Source organism: Clostridium sp. AF35-15 (assembly GCF_003477745.1).
Classification (GTDB): domain Bacteria; phylum Bacillota; class Clostridia; order Lachnospirales; family Lachnospiraceae; genus Otoolea; species Otoolea fessa.
In genome coordinates this window covers 211,767-229,489 of record NZ_QUDY01000002.1, presented here as the reverse complement: position 1 = coordinate 229,489, position 17,723 = coordinate 211,767, and the positions used below count along the sequence as shown (strand labels likewise).

Annotated in this window: 12 protein-coding genes; 1 reads left to right on the top strand and 11 read right to left on the bottom strand. The window is 47.5% G+C overall.

Annotated features, from left to right (window positions below):
- Positions 1–38: 38 nt before the first annotated feature.
- The 8 genes from DWZ76_RS04105 to DWZ76_RS15025 form a co-directional block, all read right to left on the bottom strand.
- Positions 39–1,430, bottom strand: a complete 1,392-nt coding sequence (locus DWZ76_RS04105; RefSeq protein ID WP_118471968.1) for an MATE family efflux transporter — start codon at positions 1,428–1,430, stop codon at positions 39–41.
- 670 nt (positions 1,431–2,100) lie between these two features.
- Positions 2,101–3,462: an NCS2 family permease gene (locus DWZ76_RS04100; protein WP_022359656.1), complete on the bottom strand. Its 1,362-nt coding sequence runs from the start codon at positions 3,460–3,462 to the stop codon at positions 2,101–2,103.
- Positions 3,463–3,502: 40 nt separating this feature from the next.
- The gene (locus DWZ76_RS04095; RefSeq protein WP_118471966.1) at positions 3,503–4,780 is read right to left on the bottom strand and encodes a ribonuclease E/G; all 1,278 of its coding nucleotides are present in this window, start codon (positions 4,778–4,780) and stop codon (positions 3,503–3,505) included.
- A 105-nt stretch (positions 4,781–4,885) separates the two neighbouring features.
- Positions 4,886–5,692, bottom strand: a complete 807-nt coding sequence (locus tag DWZ76_RS04090) for a TIGR03936 family radical SAM-associated protein (protein WP_118471964.1) — start codon at positions 5,690–5,692, stop codon at positions 4,886–4,888.
- A gap of 13 nt (positions 5,693–5,705) precedes the next feature.
- Positions 5,706–7,574: a TIGR03960 family B12-binding radical SAM protein gene (locus DWZ76_RS04085; RefSeq protein ID WP_118472009.1), complete on the bottom strand. Its 1,869-nt coding sequence runs from the start codon at positions 7,572–7,574 to the stop codon at positions 5,706–5,708.
- A gap of 228 nt (positions 7,575–7,802) precedes the next feature.
- Complete coding sequence (locus DWZ76_RS04080) at positions 7,803–8,138, bottom strand: pyridoxamine 5'-phosphate oxidase family protein (protein ID WP_118471962.1); 336 nt, start codon at positions 8,136–8,138, stop codon at positions 7,803–7,805.
- A gap of 135 nt (positions 8,139–8,273) precedes the next feature.
- Positions 8,274–9,587, bottom strand: coding sequence for an ATP-binding protein (locus DWZ76_RS04075; RefSeq protein ID WP_118471960.1), 1,314 nt, complete (start codon positions 9,585–9,587; stop codon positions 8,274–8,276).
- A gap of 595 nt (positions 9,588–10,182) precedes the next feature.
- Positions 10,183–10,332: a hypothetical protein gene (locus DWZ76_RS15025; RefSeq protein ID WP_182431260.1), complete on the bottom strand. Its 150-nt coding sequence runs from the start codon at positions 10,330–10,332 to the stop codon at positions 10,183–10,185.
- On the opposite strand from DWZ76_RS15025, the gene DWZ76_RS04070 reads away from it, so the two are divergent.
- Entirely contained in the window at positions 10,264–10,662 is a 399-nt protein-coding gene (locus tag DWZ76_RS04070; protein ID WP_347561278.1) for a GyrI-like domain-containing protein, read from the top strand. The two genes, DWZ76_RS15025 and DWZ76_RS04070, sit on opposite strands and share 69 nt — an antisense overlap.
- Positions 10,663–10,672: 10 nt before the next feature.
- Here the strand turns inward: DWZ76_RS04070 and DWZ76_RS04065 are convergent, their stop codons facing one another.
- The 3 genes from DWZ76_RS04065 to DWZ76_RS04055 all read right to left on the bottom strand — a co-directional run bounded on the left by DWZ76_RS04065 (position 10,673) and on the right by DWZ76_RS04055 (position 17,290).
- Complete coding sequence (locus DWZ76_RS04065) at positions 10,673–12,382, bottom strand: acyl-CoA dehydratase activase (protein WP_118471956.1); 1,710 nt, start codon at positions 12,380–12,382, stop codon at positions 10,673–10,675.
- Entirely contained in the window at positions 12,379–13,659 is a 1,281-nt protein-coding gene (locus DWZ76_RS04060; RefSeq protein WP_118471954.1) for a 2-hydroxyacyl-CoA dehydratase family protein, read from the bottom strand. The genes DWZ76_RS04065 and DWZ76_RS04060 overlap by 4 nt, the downstream gene beginning before the upstream one ends.
- A 331-nt stretch (positions 13,660–13,990) precedes the next feature.
- A complete protein-coding gene (locus DWZ76_RS04055; protein ID WP_147353123.1) occupies positions 13,991–17,290 on the bottom strand; it encodes a YDG domain-containing protein in 3,300 nt (1,099 codons plus the stop codon).
- Between the last annotated feature and the right edge of the window lie 433 nt (positions 17,291–17,723).

Here is a 17,723-nt window from a genome sequence, read left to right as displayed (position 1 = left end):
TTATCTGACACACATTTTCAGCCATTTTAAGCGCCGCTTCAAGTGTCTGCTTCCACTGCTTTCCCGTTCAATTTAGCGCGCTCTACACAGCGCCCCATAATGCGCCCAATCAAAAGAAGATACACGATCACCGACACCGTCGTTCCGCCGAAATCCGATACCACTTCTGCATAGAAAACATTTTCAACTCCCGCAAACACCGGAATCAGGAACACGCTGACCAGGTACAGCAGCTTCCGGAACATTGACAGCGAGATCGCCACCGACGGCACACCCATTCCGGTAAATCCATCTACGACCTCATACTGGACTGCCAGCGGAATAATCCCCATCGTGTAGACCCGGATCGCCCAGACAGTCAGTTCCACATAGGACTCATTGCGCGTAAAGAGATACACAAAATATTGCGCCAGCGTCCGGGAAAACAGGAACATGATGCTGCACTGCACCACCGCCAGCAATGTGATATACTTCTGTGCGCTCCGGATCCGATCCGGGCGTCCCGCGCCGAAATTGAATCCCAGGATCGCCCCCGTTCCCGATGTAATGCCTCCGAGCGGCATCGTCACGATCAGCATAAAGCTCTGCACGATTGTCGTACAGGTCAAAAGCATGTCCGCCTCCGCGCCGCCATACATCTGAATTACCGTATTGAGCGAAATGATCAGCACATTATCAAATGCGATGATCAAAAATGGCGACAGTCCCATCAGCGCAATCTTACAGACTGTCTTTACCTGCGGACATTCAAATTCAAGCCGCAGAAGCACGCGGTTTCCACGCAGAAAACGAAGGACAAAGACCGCCGACGCAAGCTGTGACAAAACCGTGGCAAACGCTGCCCCCGCCACGCCCATGTCAAGCACAAAAATAAACACCGGATCCAGCACAATATTCGTTACCGCGCCGAGCGCCACCGAAATCATTCCAATCCGCGCAAATCCCTGGCAGATAATAAACTGGTTCATTCCGATCGAAAGCAGTGCAAAGACCGTTCCCAGCAGATAGATCGTAAAATACGATTCCGCATACGGCAGAATCGCCTCACTCGCACCAAACCGCGTCAAAATTTCACGTTTAAACACAAACAAAACCAACGTCAGAACCGCCGACAACCCGACAATCATCCAGAAGCTGTTCGCCAGAATCTTTTTCGCTTTCTCATTCTGCCCCTCGCCCATACGGATGCTCATGAGCGGCGAGCCGCCCAGACCGACCAGATAGGCAAACGCGGAGATCAGCGTCACAATCGGTCCGCTGACGCCGACGCCCGCAAGCGCCGTCTCCCCGATCACCGGGATATTTCCAATATAGATTCGATCGACCACGCTGTAGAGCACATTGATAAACTGCGCCAGCATCGAAGGAATCGCCAGACGGAGCACCAGCCGCCGGATATCGTCCCGCCCCAAATCATTTTCTATCTTCATATGTACCCTACCTCCGTATGAAACCCGCCCTGCTGTTTTGTTTTCATGTTTTCTTAACTTTTCCTCCCAGAACTGGTTCCATGCGTGTTTCTTTCGCCAGAGTCTACTCCCTCTTCTGTCGTTACTGTTCACACACGTGTGCCCAGCAACGAGATTTTGCCGATGCTGCGCATTCCAAATCGGCAAAATCTGCTGCCAGAACTGTATCGTACGGAATTTTCAGTTCAGAAAATTCCTACCTGTGAACAGTTACCCTCTGTCCTTTATACCGTCTGCCCGCCAAAATGTCAATGAGATATTCCTGGTAAAAATTACCCTTTTTTTGTACAGTAAAAAGCGCCGGCACTGCAAGCAGGTCCGGCGCTTTTTACCCAATATCGGTTGCTGGTTGTCAACCGATACCGAAAAGATCCCAGCAGAAAATCTTGGACAGTTCGTAACGGAGTGTAATGCATCAAGGAATTTCGAGTAACTTGATTTGTTTTTGTTCGTCTCCGTCCACGTTCTTCCGCGCGGGAATGATTTTCATCCGTTCAATAAGTTAATGCGCTGCATACGCATTTTATTGCACGTTAATCAAAAAAATTTTAAAAACTTTTTTTGATATAGACTATTTTATTATGAAAACCTGTTTTCGTCAAGTTTTCAGGGGTTAAATTATTACAAGTTGTTACAGGAAAATGTATTTGAGAACGAAGAGCACCGCCAGCACATACATAAGCGGAGTGATCTTCTTTGCTTTTCCTGCTGCCACATTCAAAAGCACATAAGAGATAATTCCCATGGAAATACCCTCGGAAATGCTGTAGAACAACGGCATGGCGATGATTGCCAGATATGCCGGGATTGCCTCGGTGATATTGTCCTCATCGAAACGAATTTCGGTTACAGTTCCCACCATCAGGAAGCCAACCATGATTAATGCCGGAGCCGTCGCAAAGGACGGGATCGCCGTAAAAATCGGTGCAAACAGGGTGGAAAGCAGGAACAGGAGTGCCGATACCAGGGCAGTCAGACCGGTACGTCCGCCGACTGCAACACCCGATGCAGACTCAACGAAGGTAGTCGTTGTGGAAGTACCTAATACCGCACCAAAGGAAGTTGCGATCGCATCTGCCATCAGCGCCGGACGGATACCCGGAAGACGACCTTCCTCGTCCAGCATGTCTGCCTTGGTTGCTACACCAATTAATGTACCAAGTGTATCAAAAATATCTACAAACAGGAATGAGAAAATAACTACGATAAAATTGATAATTCCAACTGCATCGAAGTCAACGGTAAAGCATTTACCAAATGTCTCTCCCAGTTTGGAGAAATCGGTGATTCCCAGGGTCGGGAACAGGGTGTAGAAACCATTCTCTACGTCCGGTGTGTAAATGCCGGTTACCTGGCACAGCATACCGAGAATCCAGGTTCCCAGAATGCCGTACAGAATCGCGCCCTTCACACGGTAGGTGTATAAAACCGCCATGATAAACAGACCGATCAGCGCCAGCAGCGCGCAAATACCCGCGGTATGGAAATTTTCCGGGAAGCTGATGATCGTTACCAGTGTGGAAGAGTCTACTGAAAGTCCCGCATTCTGAAGACCGATAAATGCGATGAACAGACCGATACCGACGGACACACCGCGCTTTAAAGTCAACGGAATCGCATTGAAGATCGCCTCGCGCACGTTTGTCAGAGACAGCACGATGAAGATCAGACCCTCTGCAAATACAGCCAGCAGTGCAACATGCCAGCTATAGCCATAGCCCGCGCACACCGTATACGCCATATACGCGTTGAGTCCCATGCCTGCGGACAGAACGAACGGCAGGTTCGCCATAAATGCCATGCAGGCAGTACCGATGAATGATGCCAGAGCCGTAGCCAGAAGCACCGCAGTCGGGTCCATGCCGGTCGATCCGAGGATGCTCGGATTGACTGCCAGAATGTACGCCATCGTCATAAAGGTCGTAATTCCAGCCATGACTTCCGTCTTTACGGTCGTCTGATGTTCGGATAGCTTAAATACTTTTTCAAACATCTTTTCTTCTCCTTGTGTTTTTCATTCTATGATTCAACCGCTACAAAATCTCATGAAGCGGACGGCGCACCTTTTTGCGGGTGATCTCCACCAGCCCAAGCCGCGTCATATCCACCAGGATCGTTTTGACCGGGTCACGGGAAAGCTCTTCCCCGAGCGTCCGCATCAGCGTCTCCTGATCTTCTTTCGATTCCATATCGATAAAATCCACAATAATAATACCGGAAAGATTGCGAAGGGAAAGCTGGCGCGCCACCTCATGCGCCGCCTCCAGATTAATCTTAAGAATGGTCTCCGCCGGTGTCTTCTTGCCGGTGTATTTCCCCGTATTGACATCGATAACTGTCAACGCTTCCGTAGGTTCAATCACAAGATATCCACCGGATTTCATCCAGACACGGCGATCCGATGCACTTTTAAGCACCGATTCCAGGCGGTACAGCTTCATTAATGGAAGGTTCTCATCTGTATATAGGGACAAGTTCGGAACCGCCTGTTTTATGCTTTCATTTTTATCTGCCTGGGGCTGATTTTCTTTTTGTTCTTTGTCCTCTTCCTTCTCTTCCTCCAGCCATGCCTCAATCTTCTTCGCATACTCCGGCACATCTGTGATGATCTCCGAAAGGGTTCCTTTCTTCGCATCCCTAAGACTCTGGATATAGGGCGGCGTACCCTGCTCTAAAAGGCTGTAACAGGTGCGGCAGGCTGCCCGGGCAAAAAGTTCTTCCATCTGCTGTTTCAGCTTCTCTGTTTCTGCACAGAGTGTTTCGATGGAAGCCGACGCCCCATTCGTCCGGACAATCAGTCCAAAACGCTCATCCTTATGTGTCAGAAGTTCCTCCCGCACCTTCTCTTTCCAGGCATTATCCTTGATTTTTGTCGAAAATCCGATCTGCGGTTTTCCAACCGTCAGAACCATATAGGTACCCGGAAAATTCAGACAGCAGGTCACGGACGGATCCTTGGTTTTCAGGGCGTCGCGGGATACCTGGACGAGAAGCTCGTCTCCAGCTTTTAGTTTCCGTGGACTTACTTTCTTCTCAGAATTTCCAGAATATCCGAATGAACATAGCTGGTTCAGCTCGTCTGTATAAAGCGGAACCGGGTTTTCCGCCAGGCTGAAATATCCGGTTTTTCCACCGCCGAGGTCAATAAACGCGGCATTGATGTTTTTTACCACATTTTTCACCTTGCCGATGTAAATATTCCCCAGCAGGCTTTCATCTCCAGATTCCAGCGTCAGCGACCGGCAGTGCCCGTCCGAGAGGAGCGCCGTCAGGCTTCGATCCTTCCATTTTGTCACTATTAACTGATCCAAACTCTTCGTCTCCTCTCATTTTTTGCTGCCGTTCACACTTTGCGCTACCTGCAGCCGGATTTTGCTGGCGCTTCGCATTTCATCTCTTAATGAACATTGAAGCATTTACACAATCTCGCTTCCATACGCCTCAAGCGGCACATACTCCGGTGCGCCCTCGGCGCCCTCGTCCGCATACAGCTCCTCGCGCTCGACCTGAATGGCAAACGGGCGGTAGGTCAGCCCCAGGCTCTCATAGAATGCCTGCAATACCTGCTCCGGCTTTCCGTTTGCCGCACTGCCCGATAAGAGGCGCAGGAAGACACAGATTCCTTCTGCCTGTTTTTCCTCCTCAACCGTCTCATTTTCCAGATCCGGATACCAGTCTGCGACCATCGCCGGAACATACTCTTTCCGCTCCGCGATTCGCGCCTCACAGATCAGCGGACGCAGATCCACGGTTCTCTCGCCCTTTTTCGTCTGCTTCACAAACGGAATTGTCTCGTTTTTGCAGAATGTCAGGAATTTCCCGAAAAATTCTTCTACACTGCTGCCGTCCTCCGGTGCAAATCCCTCTTTAAACCAGAATGTGTAATCAGCAGCTGCCACCAGCGACATCGCATTCTTTGCCGTCTCCGGAAGCTCGCGGTAGCTGAGCACCTCCAGCCCCTCGGCGCTGACCTCATTTAAGCGGCGCACCATCCCGGTCGAATTTCCGCTGGAATTGACATCAATATCCACATACTCCGCATGGCTGATAAGCCCCACGCTGAGCGGAGACGCAAACGACATGATCTGGTGCGGGCTGAATCCTTCGCTATAACGGATATCCACTTCCGCCCGGCGCATCACCTTCTGGAAGTAACGCATCACGTCCAGATGACCGATAAAACGCACCGTTCCCTGTTTTTGAAATTTAATTCGTATCTTCATGACCGCTCCTTCCTCATGCCCGTTCTTCGAAACAGACTCCGCCGCCGTACTTACGGACACCACATCCCGAACAGCGCATCCGGCAGTTCGGCGTTACCGTTTCCGCCTGTGCGTTCGCCCACTCGCGTTTCAAGAAATCCTTCGTCACACCCGCGTCGATAAAATCCCACGGGAACACTTCATCAAGGCTTCGCTCACGCGTCGTATAGAAATCAATGTCCACGCCGCAGGTCTCAAACGCCTTCATCCAGATATCATTGTTGAAATACTCGGACCAGGAATCGTAGATTGCACCCTGACGGTATGCCTCCTCAATCACAGCTGCCACCTTGCGGTCGCCGCGCGCCAGAACACCTTCCAGCACGGTCACATCCGCCTCATGCCAGTTATAGCGGAGACTCTTCTTATTTAACATCTCCTTCATGCGGTGGTTGACGATGCTTGCACGCTCTAAGAACTGCTCTTTCGTGCACATCGGCGCCCACTGGAACGGGGTAAACGGCTTCGGCACAAAGAACGAGGTGCTGGCGGTTACCTGCACCTTGCCGTGGCGCTGTTCCTTCGGAACCGTGTCATAGTACACTTCCGCCACCTTCTCCGAAAGCTCGGCAATGCCCTGCATATCTTCCACCGTCTCGGTCGGAAGTCCCAGCATGAAGTAGAGCTTTACGCGGTTCCAGCCGCCCTTGAACGCCTCGGCGGAACCATTTAAAATATTTTCCTCGGTCAGACCCTTGTTGATAACGTTACGCAGACGCTGAGATCCCGCCTCCGGTGCAAAGGTCAGGCTGCTCTTCTTCACGTCCTGCACCTTGCTCATGACGTCGAGGGAAAATGCGTCAATACGCAGGGACGGCAGGGACACATTGACGCCCTTTCCGTCAAACTCGTCGATCAGAAAATTGACGATTCCCTCCAGCTTCGTGTAATCACTAGAGCTCAGCGAACTCAGCGAAATTTCCTCATGTCCGGTGCTCTTTAGCATCGTCCGCGCCAGACGTTTCAGTTCCTCCAGGCTGCGCTCGCGCACCGGGCGGTATACCATGCCCGCCTGGCAGAAACGGCATCCGCGGATACAGCCGCGCATGATCTCGAGAACCACACGGTCCTGCGTCGCGCGCAGATACGGAACCACCGGCTTCTCCGGATACCAGGTATCGCTCATATCCATGACAAGCTGCTTGGAAACGGTCTGCGGCGCGTGCGGGTTGTTCGGCGTCATCGCCTCGATCGTGCCGTCCTCTTTGTATGTCACATCATAAAATCCCGGCACATAGATACCCGGAATCTGCGCCGCCTGCTCCAGAAATTCCTTCCGGCTGCCGCCGCGCGCCTTGATCTCCTTGTAGCGGTCGATCAGGTCAAAATAAACCACCTCGCCCTCGCCCATATAGAAGAGATCAAAAAACGGCGCGATCGGCTCCGGATTGTAGGTACACGGACCGCCGCCGATAACGATCGGATCCTCCTCGGTACGCTCTTCTGCATGGAGCGGAATCTGTGATAATTCCAGCACCTGCAAAATATTGGTGTAGCACATTTCGTACTGGATTGTAATTCCAAGGAAGTCAAAATTTTTGATCGGATCCTGGCTTTCAACAGCAAACAGCGGAATCTTCTGCTCCCGCATGATCGGATCTAAGTCCATCCACGGGGAATAAACGCGCTCACAGTAAACGTCATCCCGGCGGTTGAACATATCATAAAGAATCTGGATGCCCAGATGGGACATACCGATCTCGTACACATCCGGAAAGCACATGGCAAACCGGACTGCTACCTTCGACGGATCCTTCTTCACCATATTCACCTCGCCGCCAATATAACGCGCCGGCTGGGAGATCTTGAGAAGGATTTCATCACTTAATGCTAATTTTCTCATAAAATTATTTTTACCTACATTTCTCATTTTTTGCGATGTGTTCATCGCTGTTTTTTAGTTCTTTTTTTGTTCTTCTCCGTAAGCGTAAAAACACAAATTCTTGTCAAGTATTTTTTTGCAGACAGTTTACATAACTTTTTTCACTCTTACAGCAAAAAATTGTTTCTGAAATACGCACAATTCTGATTTTTCATTTTTTTACGGACAAATCTGTTGCATAGGTGCAGATCAGACCGCATTATTATACGGTATTTCCCGCGTTTCCGCAACAGATTCTTTCCCGAAAGAAATTTTTCGAACTCCTATCATCGAACTTTTTATCAAGTTTTCCGAATATTCATCAAATCCAGGAACCTCAAATAACATCGGCTCGATGAGCTTTGCCGTTCCCATGACCAGTACGCTTTTCAGCGCACCAAAGTCCGGGGGCTTTTCAAAGACAGCAAGACTGACATTTTTATTCCTCTCAAGTCCTATGAACTTCTCGCCGCCTTCTGTAAAAATCCAAAACTGGCCATCGTGATAGCTATATTCCAAGAGAGTACATCGCGCATAGTCACCGATTCCGGCAGCTAATGCACATACTACATTGCCGTGAAGGGACCCAGAACCTCCATTTCATTAGTTCGCTTAGCGCGAACTTCTGTATTGTCTGATTCAGAACAAAAAATACCCCGTTGGTTTTGAGGTAAATTGTTATCAGCTTACCACATATATTGTTCTTTTCAAATATTCCGCAAGCATATATAACGGAACATTTGTCAGCCAGTCTTCCTGCTTATAATTTGACATACTGCTACGAATCGCCATGCCCGGCTTATATTTATCGCAAAATGCCCTCAAACTCCTGGCACGGAGATTCTGTTCTGCCTTCACCTCAATCGGAACGCAGTCTAAATCTCCCTGCAACATAAAATCTATCTCTCCAGTTGATCGTGCTGTTGCAAAATAATAAAGCGGATATCCTGCAGCGTGTAACTCCTGTGCAACATACTGTTCCGTAAGTGCCCCCTTGAATTCTTCAAAGATCCGGCTTCCCTCCAATAGAAGTCTTGCTGATAGTCCGGTCTTTGCTGTTAACAATCCCACATCGAACATGAACATTTTAAAACTGTTCATTTCCATGTACGCAATCAGTGGAATATCTGGCTTTGATACTCTATAGCTTTTCAGGATTAACCCTGCATCTTCCAACCACTGAATTGCAAGTTCAAAATCTTTTGCCCGTGCACCCTCTCGTAGTGCTCCATACATAAACTTACGATTTTCCTTAGCCAATTGGGAAGGAATCGAATTCCAGACCATCATGATGCGCGGAACAACTTCCTTTGGCGCATGTTTGCTAAAATCCTCTTCATAGTACTGCAGAAGATTGTTTTGGATCTCACGTACCTCAAATAGATCATCGGAATCAATATATGTCTGGACTACTTCTGGCATTCCGCCCACATAATAATACTTTTTTAACAAATCCGTATATTTCCCGGCATATGCATTGATCAGTTCATAATCTTGGGACCTCAACGCTTCATGCAACCCCTTTTCACCAACTGCCAAAATGAATTCATTGAAGCTCATAGGGCATAATTTTAAAAAATCAACTTTCCCAACAGGAAAGGATGTTCCCTGATGTAATGCAACACCGAGCAGGGAACCAGCTGCAATGATAGAATACTGCGGTGCATTCTCATAGAAATATTTTAAAGATGCCAGCGCCTTTGGTGCTTCCTGGATCTCATCAAAAATAATCAATGTATTTTCAGCCTGAAAACTCTTTCCGTACTCAATTTTGATTGCAGAAAGGATCCGCTTTAAGTCAAAGTCTAGGTCAAATACATCCTTCATTGCTTTATTATTATCAAAATTGATATAGACTGTATTTTCATAGAACCTGGCTCCAAATTCCTTCATAATCCAGGTTTTTCCGACCTGGCGCGCTCCTTGTATGATCAGCGGCTTTCTGTTCTTTTTATTCATCCATCGTTCCAGTTTCGTAAACAGCTCTCTTTCCATTAAGAAACCTCCTGCGCAACATATACATCCAAAAGCATCTGTATTCTATCTTAACACTTTTCAGGGCATATTTCCATTGCTAAACAGCATTTTTACGGACATTATTTTATTATAAATCACATTTTTTCGATTAATATTATTATAATTCCAACATTTTTTCGGACATATTCATTCTTCCAGAAGCGCCCATTTGACGACCTCCAGATAGACCGAAATCGTTTCTTCTTTTTCGTGTTCCAGAAAATGGGGGAAGGTTCCGCTTGGAATACAGTTGATTTTTATAGCCATATGTAAAGTCTTTTTGTATTGCAAAAATCTATATCATAGATATAAGGATTCCAATCAGTATGCTTCCCGCACCGTCCAAAGACATCAAAAATGAGGTGTCCTATACAGCCTGATTGGGTAAAAAAATACCCCGTTGGCTTCCCAACGAGGCATCGAAGATTATAATGTTTTAATTTGATTTCTGATTTCAGAATGTAGATGCATTCTTGGATTTTTATTCACTTTACAGTCCAATCATATAAAATTATCCCTGGTATCACTCCAGGAATCACTGAATCAGAAACAGGCAGAACGTACAGAAGATGAATTATTCTTCCATACCGAAAATAAAAACGGTCGTATTTTTCTCGAGACGACACCGGAAGAATATCTGATTCTCAGCGATCCGATTCATACAGATGACCATCAGAAAATCATCCAGGCTCTTTGCCGCCACATCGGTTACTGCAATGCCCACGCTCTAAATGCCGGTCATCCTTATGGTGCCATGCTTGATGTGGCAGATTTACGAAAAAATCATCTGGATACCTATGCTTATTTTTTCACAAAAGTTATAACAAAACCGAAAAATTACCCCTATCACTTAAAACCGGCCGGAACCTATGCAGTTGCTTACTTAATGGGAAATTACTATGACTCGAAAGCCACCTACGAAAAACTCTTTGATTGGATCGATGAACACAAGTTTAAAACCGGCAAATACTCTTATAAAGAGGCTGTGATCGACGAATTGGCCACAGCCTCTCCCAGTGAATATCTGACGAAAATATCGATACAAGTGTTTTAACCCTGCCGCTTCATCGCGTTTCCTCCGCACTGCCTTTACATTTCTCATAAGCAAATAGCGCCGCTCCCAGCGCACCGCAGAGCTGCGCCTCATCACAGATATAAAGTTTAGCACCAAGCTTCTCTTCCAATGCCTGGATGATACCCTGGTTCTTCGCCACACCGCCGGTCATCATATATTCGCCTGGATGATCCTTTCCAAGGCGGGCTGCTAACGCGCCGACTTTTGAGGCAACTGACACATTTAAACCGTGGATAATATCTGCCACATCCTTATTCTGTGCCACCAGCGACACGACCTCCGACTCTGCAAACACCGTACACATGCTGGAAATCACGATATTATGCTTCCATTCCAGCCCTTTCACACTCATTTCCTCCAGGGAAAGTCCCAGCGTTTTCGCCATCATTTCCAGAAAACGTCCCGTTCCGGCGGCACATTTGTCATTCATCAGGAAATTTTTCACGGCTCCCTGCCCGTCGATGCTGATCGCCTTGATATCCTGCCCGCCAATGTCGATGATAGTGCGGACATTCGGATTCAGATAATTTGCGCCCTTGGCATGGCAGGTAATCTCCGTGATGCTGTCATCCCCGCTGTCAATGTAGGATCGTCCATATCCGGTCGTATCGATCCGCACGATCTCCTCTTTCTTAATTCCCGCTTTCTCAATCGCCAGATCCAGACTCTTCTCGGCGCTCATCATCGCACCGCCGCCGGTCGGAATAATCATCGTCGATTTAATTTTTCCATCCTGATCCAATATGACCACATCCGTACTTGTCGAACCGCTGTCGATTCCCGCTACATAAAAAATGCCCGACTCCATCTTCTTTCTTGCCTCCTCACTGATACCTTTTCCCGGATCCATATCCTCTGATCCCTCGATCGTCTCCTCAAATGCCTGAATGCGCGTCAAAAGCTGCCCCGCGCTCTGGCTCGTAAAATCAGTCTCAATCTTAAGGAGCGGAACCTTGATATCCCGCTTGATACTCGCATACTCAAATCCATAATAATCACAGAACTTGATCGTGTGATAAATAATTCCCTTTAAATTCGGATCCAGATACAGACGGTTTCTGCGGATCGAACGGTTCATGCGGAAACACGGCATCTGTCCCAGCAGGACGTCCGCGTAAGAAAGAAACAGCTCCTCTTCCTCCATATTCCACATTTCATCCTGTACGACCGACAGTTTCCGCCCACCCGTACAGGTCAGATTTTCCACATCCATCTGGATATTGTCCCGGATCATATCCTCCAGAATGCCGCTGACCCGCACGCCCAGCACACCAATGTACGGCTCCGTGTTCATTTCCGGCGTAATAAAGGACTTGATAAAAGCGCGTTTATCAAACACTTTCCCGGAATATGCCTCATATGCCTTTTTAAGCCTCCGGATCGTGCCCGCAAATTTCACTTTTTCACATTCATTATCATCATGCGGCAGATCCAGCATATATAAAAACTTACATTTTCCCGTGCTCTCCACGATATCGTAAACGCGTCGCATCGAATCGCAGCAGTTTACCAGCACCAGCTGTTCAACCTTTCCTTCCAGCACTGCCTGAATGACCGATTTTCCAAAGCCGCACAGATTTGCATGTGCAATCTGATCCGACTGTTCGAAATTTTCCGGCATTTCCTCCAAAACAGAACATTCTTCTCCAAACCCCCGGAACAGCTCGATCGGGGTGTACTTACAGACGTAATAAATCATGCGTGTTTCTCCTCCTTGCCCTTTTCCAGCATTTCCACAAACGCCTGAAGCCGCGTCGATACCTGACCGTCGCTTGTATTGGCAGGGTTGCAGCCGTCACCGTCGAGAATCATCGTCGGAAGTCCTGTCTTTTCTAAGGACTGCTTAATCAGGCTGGATGCACCGATCGTTCCCTTACAGCCCCAGTGGGCAAATAAAACAGCACCATCCGCTTCCGTGATTCTGGCAAGCCGTTCCGCTTCCTCAACTCTCTGTTTCACACTGCCATTGTAAATGCAATAGACCATTTTCTCTGCCATCGCCTCATACGGGTCTTCCGCATGCATCTCCTGAAAACCATCTGCGATAAAATCACAAGCGCGAATGTGCATTTTCTTACTATAATTAAAAATATCCTTAACCGGCTCCTGTAAAAATGGCATGATGTGCATCCAGATTACCGAAAGACCATCTCCCCTCGGTGACATCCGCACATCGCGCAGAAGTTTTTCCGTATAGGTAACCGCCGTCTCTGAGCCAGCCATCAGATGGCACATAAAAAGCGCATACAATTCATTCGTCAGAGAGGTCACCGGGTCATGCGCACACCGCAAGGCAAGCTGTTTTTTATAATTCGCCGCTGCTTTCCGGCTGTTATCTACCGCACTCCGCACTGTTTCCTCCGAAATCCGTCTGTCCGTCGTCTCCTCCAGAAACCGTTTCAATTTCCGCAGCTGATCCGCCACATACAGAACCGATTCCCGGTTTTTCTCATACGGAACATCAATATAAAAGCCCGGACATTCAAATTTATCCTTTAAATACGGAAACGTCATCATATTTCCATCACACGCAAGGTTCGTATAAATCATGCAGTTCGGTTTTGGCAGAATCCCCGTCAGCGCCGCCCCCAGAAACACCCTGTGGTACGAACACATCGTCTCCGGAAATCCTTCTTCCTCCGTTTTCCGAAGAAACGTCTGCTCACACTTCGTTCCCGCCATAAAACAGGACATCGCCTCCACTGAGTACGGCGTCAGCCCTGCCGCCATCACCAGCTCTCCCGGCACAAATATGCTGACCATCGCCGCATTCTCCGGTTCCGACAGCGACTGAATGATATTTTTCATAACCACCCGCGCCACATACTGTCCCGACGACGGCAGCCCCCGATCCGGCAAAAACTGAAGCTTCTTTTCCTGCAGGCGGTATCCCGCAAGAAGCAGCCGACGCGCTTTTTCCGGATCCTTAAGCGCCTGGCTGCTCACCCTATTTCCAAATTTTCCAATTACATCCATTGTTGTTTCTTCCATTCTTTTAAGTTCATTTTTCTGTCATATCGCCCTGATGCAGATGGATATGGTTCCGCGCCGTTGCAGGCAAACGGACATTCTTTATTATAGTCAGTTGGATGGGAATTGTAAATATATCGGATATGAAACGCGAAACAGAGGTAAGAAGAGCTTTACACCTGTGACAAAATCATCTATATTCCAAAAAACTGAGCAAACAACCGCCTATCATTTCCCACAAATTCTGGTGACCGTTTTTCAATTTTTAAGACCTCAATATGAGCAAAGAAAAGCGGCTGACCTCCCGATCAACCGCTTTAAATAACTCTTTTACCTATTATCTTCCCGCTTCTTCATCCCAGCTGCCGTCTTCTTTCACATACCAGCCATCCGGTGTCCGGCGTTTTGAATACATGATGCCGGCACTGCCGTCTTGATTCGAATTCAGATAATACCATTTTCCATTGATGAACTGCCATCCTGTAAGCATACCCTGGTTTTCGTCCATATAGAACCATCCCTGGTGCAGGGTGTCATAGATCCAGCCGGTACTCAGATATCCCTCAGCGCCAAATGCCCACCATCTGCCGTTGACTTTTTCCCAATGAAATGCACCGGTATTGCCCATAGGCCAGGTGCCGTCACTGTAGCGGAGCCACCAGCCTCTGGCATCCTTTATCCAATGGCTGTAACCGTCATTCACTGCCTGATTCGATGCACCGGTGATAACCCCTTGTTCCTCGCTGCGGTAGCCTTTCTGGCTATCTTTGGTTACTGTGCCGGAACTTCCGCTGCTGCTTTTTCCACTGCTGCTTTTTCCACTGCTGCCTTTTCCTCCGCCGCCTGAATGACTGCCTGAGCTTGAAGGCGCTTGCTGAACCGTCACATTGACTGTTTTTACAGCATCATTGAAATTGGCCATCGAAGCTTTCACATATACCTGATAGGTTCCCGCATCTGTAAAGCCCGGGATCTCACTCTGGTAATCCACTCCATTCTTAGAATAAGTAAATACCACTGCATCCGGACTCTCATTTGAAAGACCGATTTCCACAGATGCATGGATCTGCGGCTTCTGCTCGGTACCATTGTAGGTAAGCGGATCCGCCGACACAGTCATGGATGCAAAATCACGTGCTACGATATTGCCTTTGATAGATGTGCTATTTTCTGTCAGCTCATAATTCTTTGCATTGTCACCTGCTAACGTAATATTTGCCGCCTCAATATTGTGCTCTCCAACATCCGCACTCTGATATGCCCAATTCACCTGGTCAGCACGAACATCCCGAGAATCAGGAGTACCGGAATCACTGTAAAGCTGAACGGATAAATTCTGCTCCTCCTTAATATCTGTCGTTCCATCATAGACTTTATCGAAAGAGTCTCCTGTTATCCGTGCATTTAATTTACACTTGTCGATTGTAAGTATAGCTTGTTTCGATTCATTCGTATAATTTCTCTGACCCAACAGATAAACGGTGTATGTTCCAGCATCTTTTCGCTCTGTAACTATACTATTATCAGTTCCTGTCCAATATGTCCAATATTGGATTATATAATCCGCCCTATCCACTGCATCCTCGGAAGCTCCCTGCCAGTTCTCAACCACCTTGATCTCCGGGCTCCAGGATTGACCATTATAAATGACGGTCTCTGGTTCAAGTGTTACTTTTGTATCTGTAAACTTCCGTTTTGTAATATTTGTTTGGTTGCCAGAGCAAAATATCTTCGACTTGTAATTATCTACTGTCACTCTTACAAATACAAACTGACCAGACTCTGCTACATTCACAATCTTCGGACACTCCGACTTCCACTGATCTTCTTGTAAATCATCCTTACGATTTGTACTCTTCAGCTGATATTCATATCTTGCACCACTAGGAATACTACTTGCGCTAATGGCAGCTGCCGGATATCCTTGGGCTCCCCTATATTCACCGCTGGCAGCCGTTACGGTCAAGTTCCAGGAATCAGGAAACTTTGCTTTATTAACAGTCAATGTTATATAAACTGGATTTTCTCCGGCTTTATAGAATCCACTTGCCTGTGTATTTACCTTGATTTTAAATACACCAGCCTTGGTCACCCTCAACTGGCCCCTTTCCTTGTCAATCGTTCCTACTCCCTTATCACTTCCTGTATCTTCAACAAGTTCATATTGCAGGTTTCCGGCGTTAACCGGTTTCTGAATAGCCGCAAGGTTTTGAACATTGATCGACATATTATCGCAATAATCTGCACTTATTTCCGCTTTATAAACTGTAATATTATCCGGAATCTGCTTTACACCATCGGGTAGACTTCCGGTTCCGCTGATTGTACCGTTATTGATAAATGTTCCGTATTTTCCTTTTTCAAATGCACCGTTTAAAACAAATTCACCTGCATTGGTAAGTGTGCCACTATCAATTATCGTACTTCCAGAGGTTACCTTTCCGCCTTTTGCAACAGTGAAAGAACTATTTCCATTAATGTATAATCGATCGGTATTCAGTTCCTTGGCTTGGATCGTTGCAGTTCCACCCCTCTGCAAAAATCCTGGTCCACCATTTGTTGAAATTGTTCCACCTGAAAGTTCAAAACTACCCACATTCTCAATTCCGGGTTTTCCACTTCCGGTTACCGTTAAACTTCCACCAGTCATCTGGAAATTTCTACGGACATACACACCATTCTTGTGTGTTCCCGCAGCAGTAACAGAGCCTCCGCTAATATTTAAAGTTCCATTGCTTTGCACAACAATAGCTCCTGAAACTGGATCGCTATTTTGTTCCGCATAGGCAGCTGCTTCTATCGTTCCACTCTCTATCGTCAAGCTGCCTGCGACCACTATTGCGCTGGATGCATCATCACTTGTTCTTTTCGTTGGAGAATTCTTAACTGTCAACGAAGCCGATGCTGTTTCTGCCTTAATTGTCGCGCTCACATAGTCATTAATCCTGAGGCCACATCCTGAAAAACCTTTCCCTTTTCCCTTTAATACATTGCTTCCATTTAATACTATCTCCCATGTTCCCCGGCTTAACTCAAGGTTCTGTATGGTAGTAGCATTCGTCATTCTTAATTGAAAGCTATTTTCTCCTGAATTAGTAACCTTTATACCGCGATCGTTCAATAAATTCATTACGTCGTTGTTAAGACTAGAAAACCCACTCTCATCATAGGCAAGGCCTTTAGGAGGTTCCCCTTCTTCAAAATTTACATTTAACACAACATTTTGATAATCATACACAGGCATCGCCGCCTGGTCTCCCGTCACAGACACTTCCACCACCAGCGCCTCTGCATCTTCCGCCAGTTCATATGCCTCCGGCAGCTCTGCTGCAAACTCATAGGTGCCTTCCAGGGGCCAGCAGCCTTCTTCATCCTGCACATACTCGTTACAGCTCCAGCCAGTGATCGGAAGTTTTTCCTCTTTACCAGCTTCGCTTTCTTCTCCGACCTGGGCAATAATAGCCTCTGGTAAGTACTCCGTGACTTCTTCGAAGGATGGCTGGGCTTCCTCGGTAACTCCGCTAAGCTCTAATTTGCCATCCAGCAGATTCTCCTCCGGATCATACCAGGACCAGGAGAAGATCTGGGACTTCACAGCCGGTATCACTGTTCCGCCTGGAACTGTCGTATCTTCCATATCCGATGGTGTACTGACGGAAGGTGCATTCTCCGCTTTGTTAGCAGAATCCTTCTGATCGTTGGTTTCTTCATCATCCGGCCCGGTTTCAGAATCGTCCTCGTTCGTACCGGAAGACGCGGCTGTATTCCGTATGCATCCGCTTTCTACAGTGCAGACGTGGGTACATTCCGTCGGCTCTTCTCCTATCTGGGACGAGGTTGCTTCCTCATCCGGCTCGCCGTAGCACTCCTCGGTATGCACATGGACACATTTTTTCTTCTCTGTCTTCTGCGGCATATCCGCCCATGCTGTATTTCCAAATAATGTCGATACTGCCAATGTCATTGTCAGACACACCGCTGCCGCCCTTCGTATACCTTTCATTCTCCCATCTCCTCTCTGTTTACCTTTCATCTCTTTTGACGCCCATGAAGATTAATTCTTATGATGT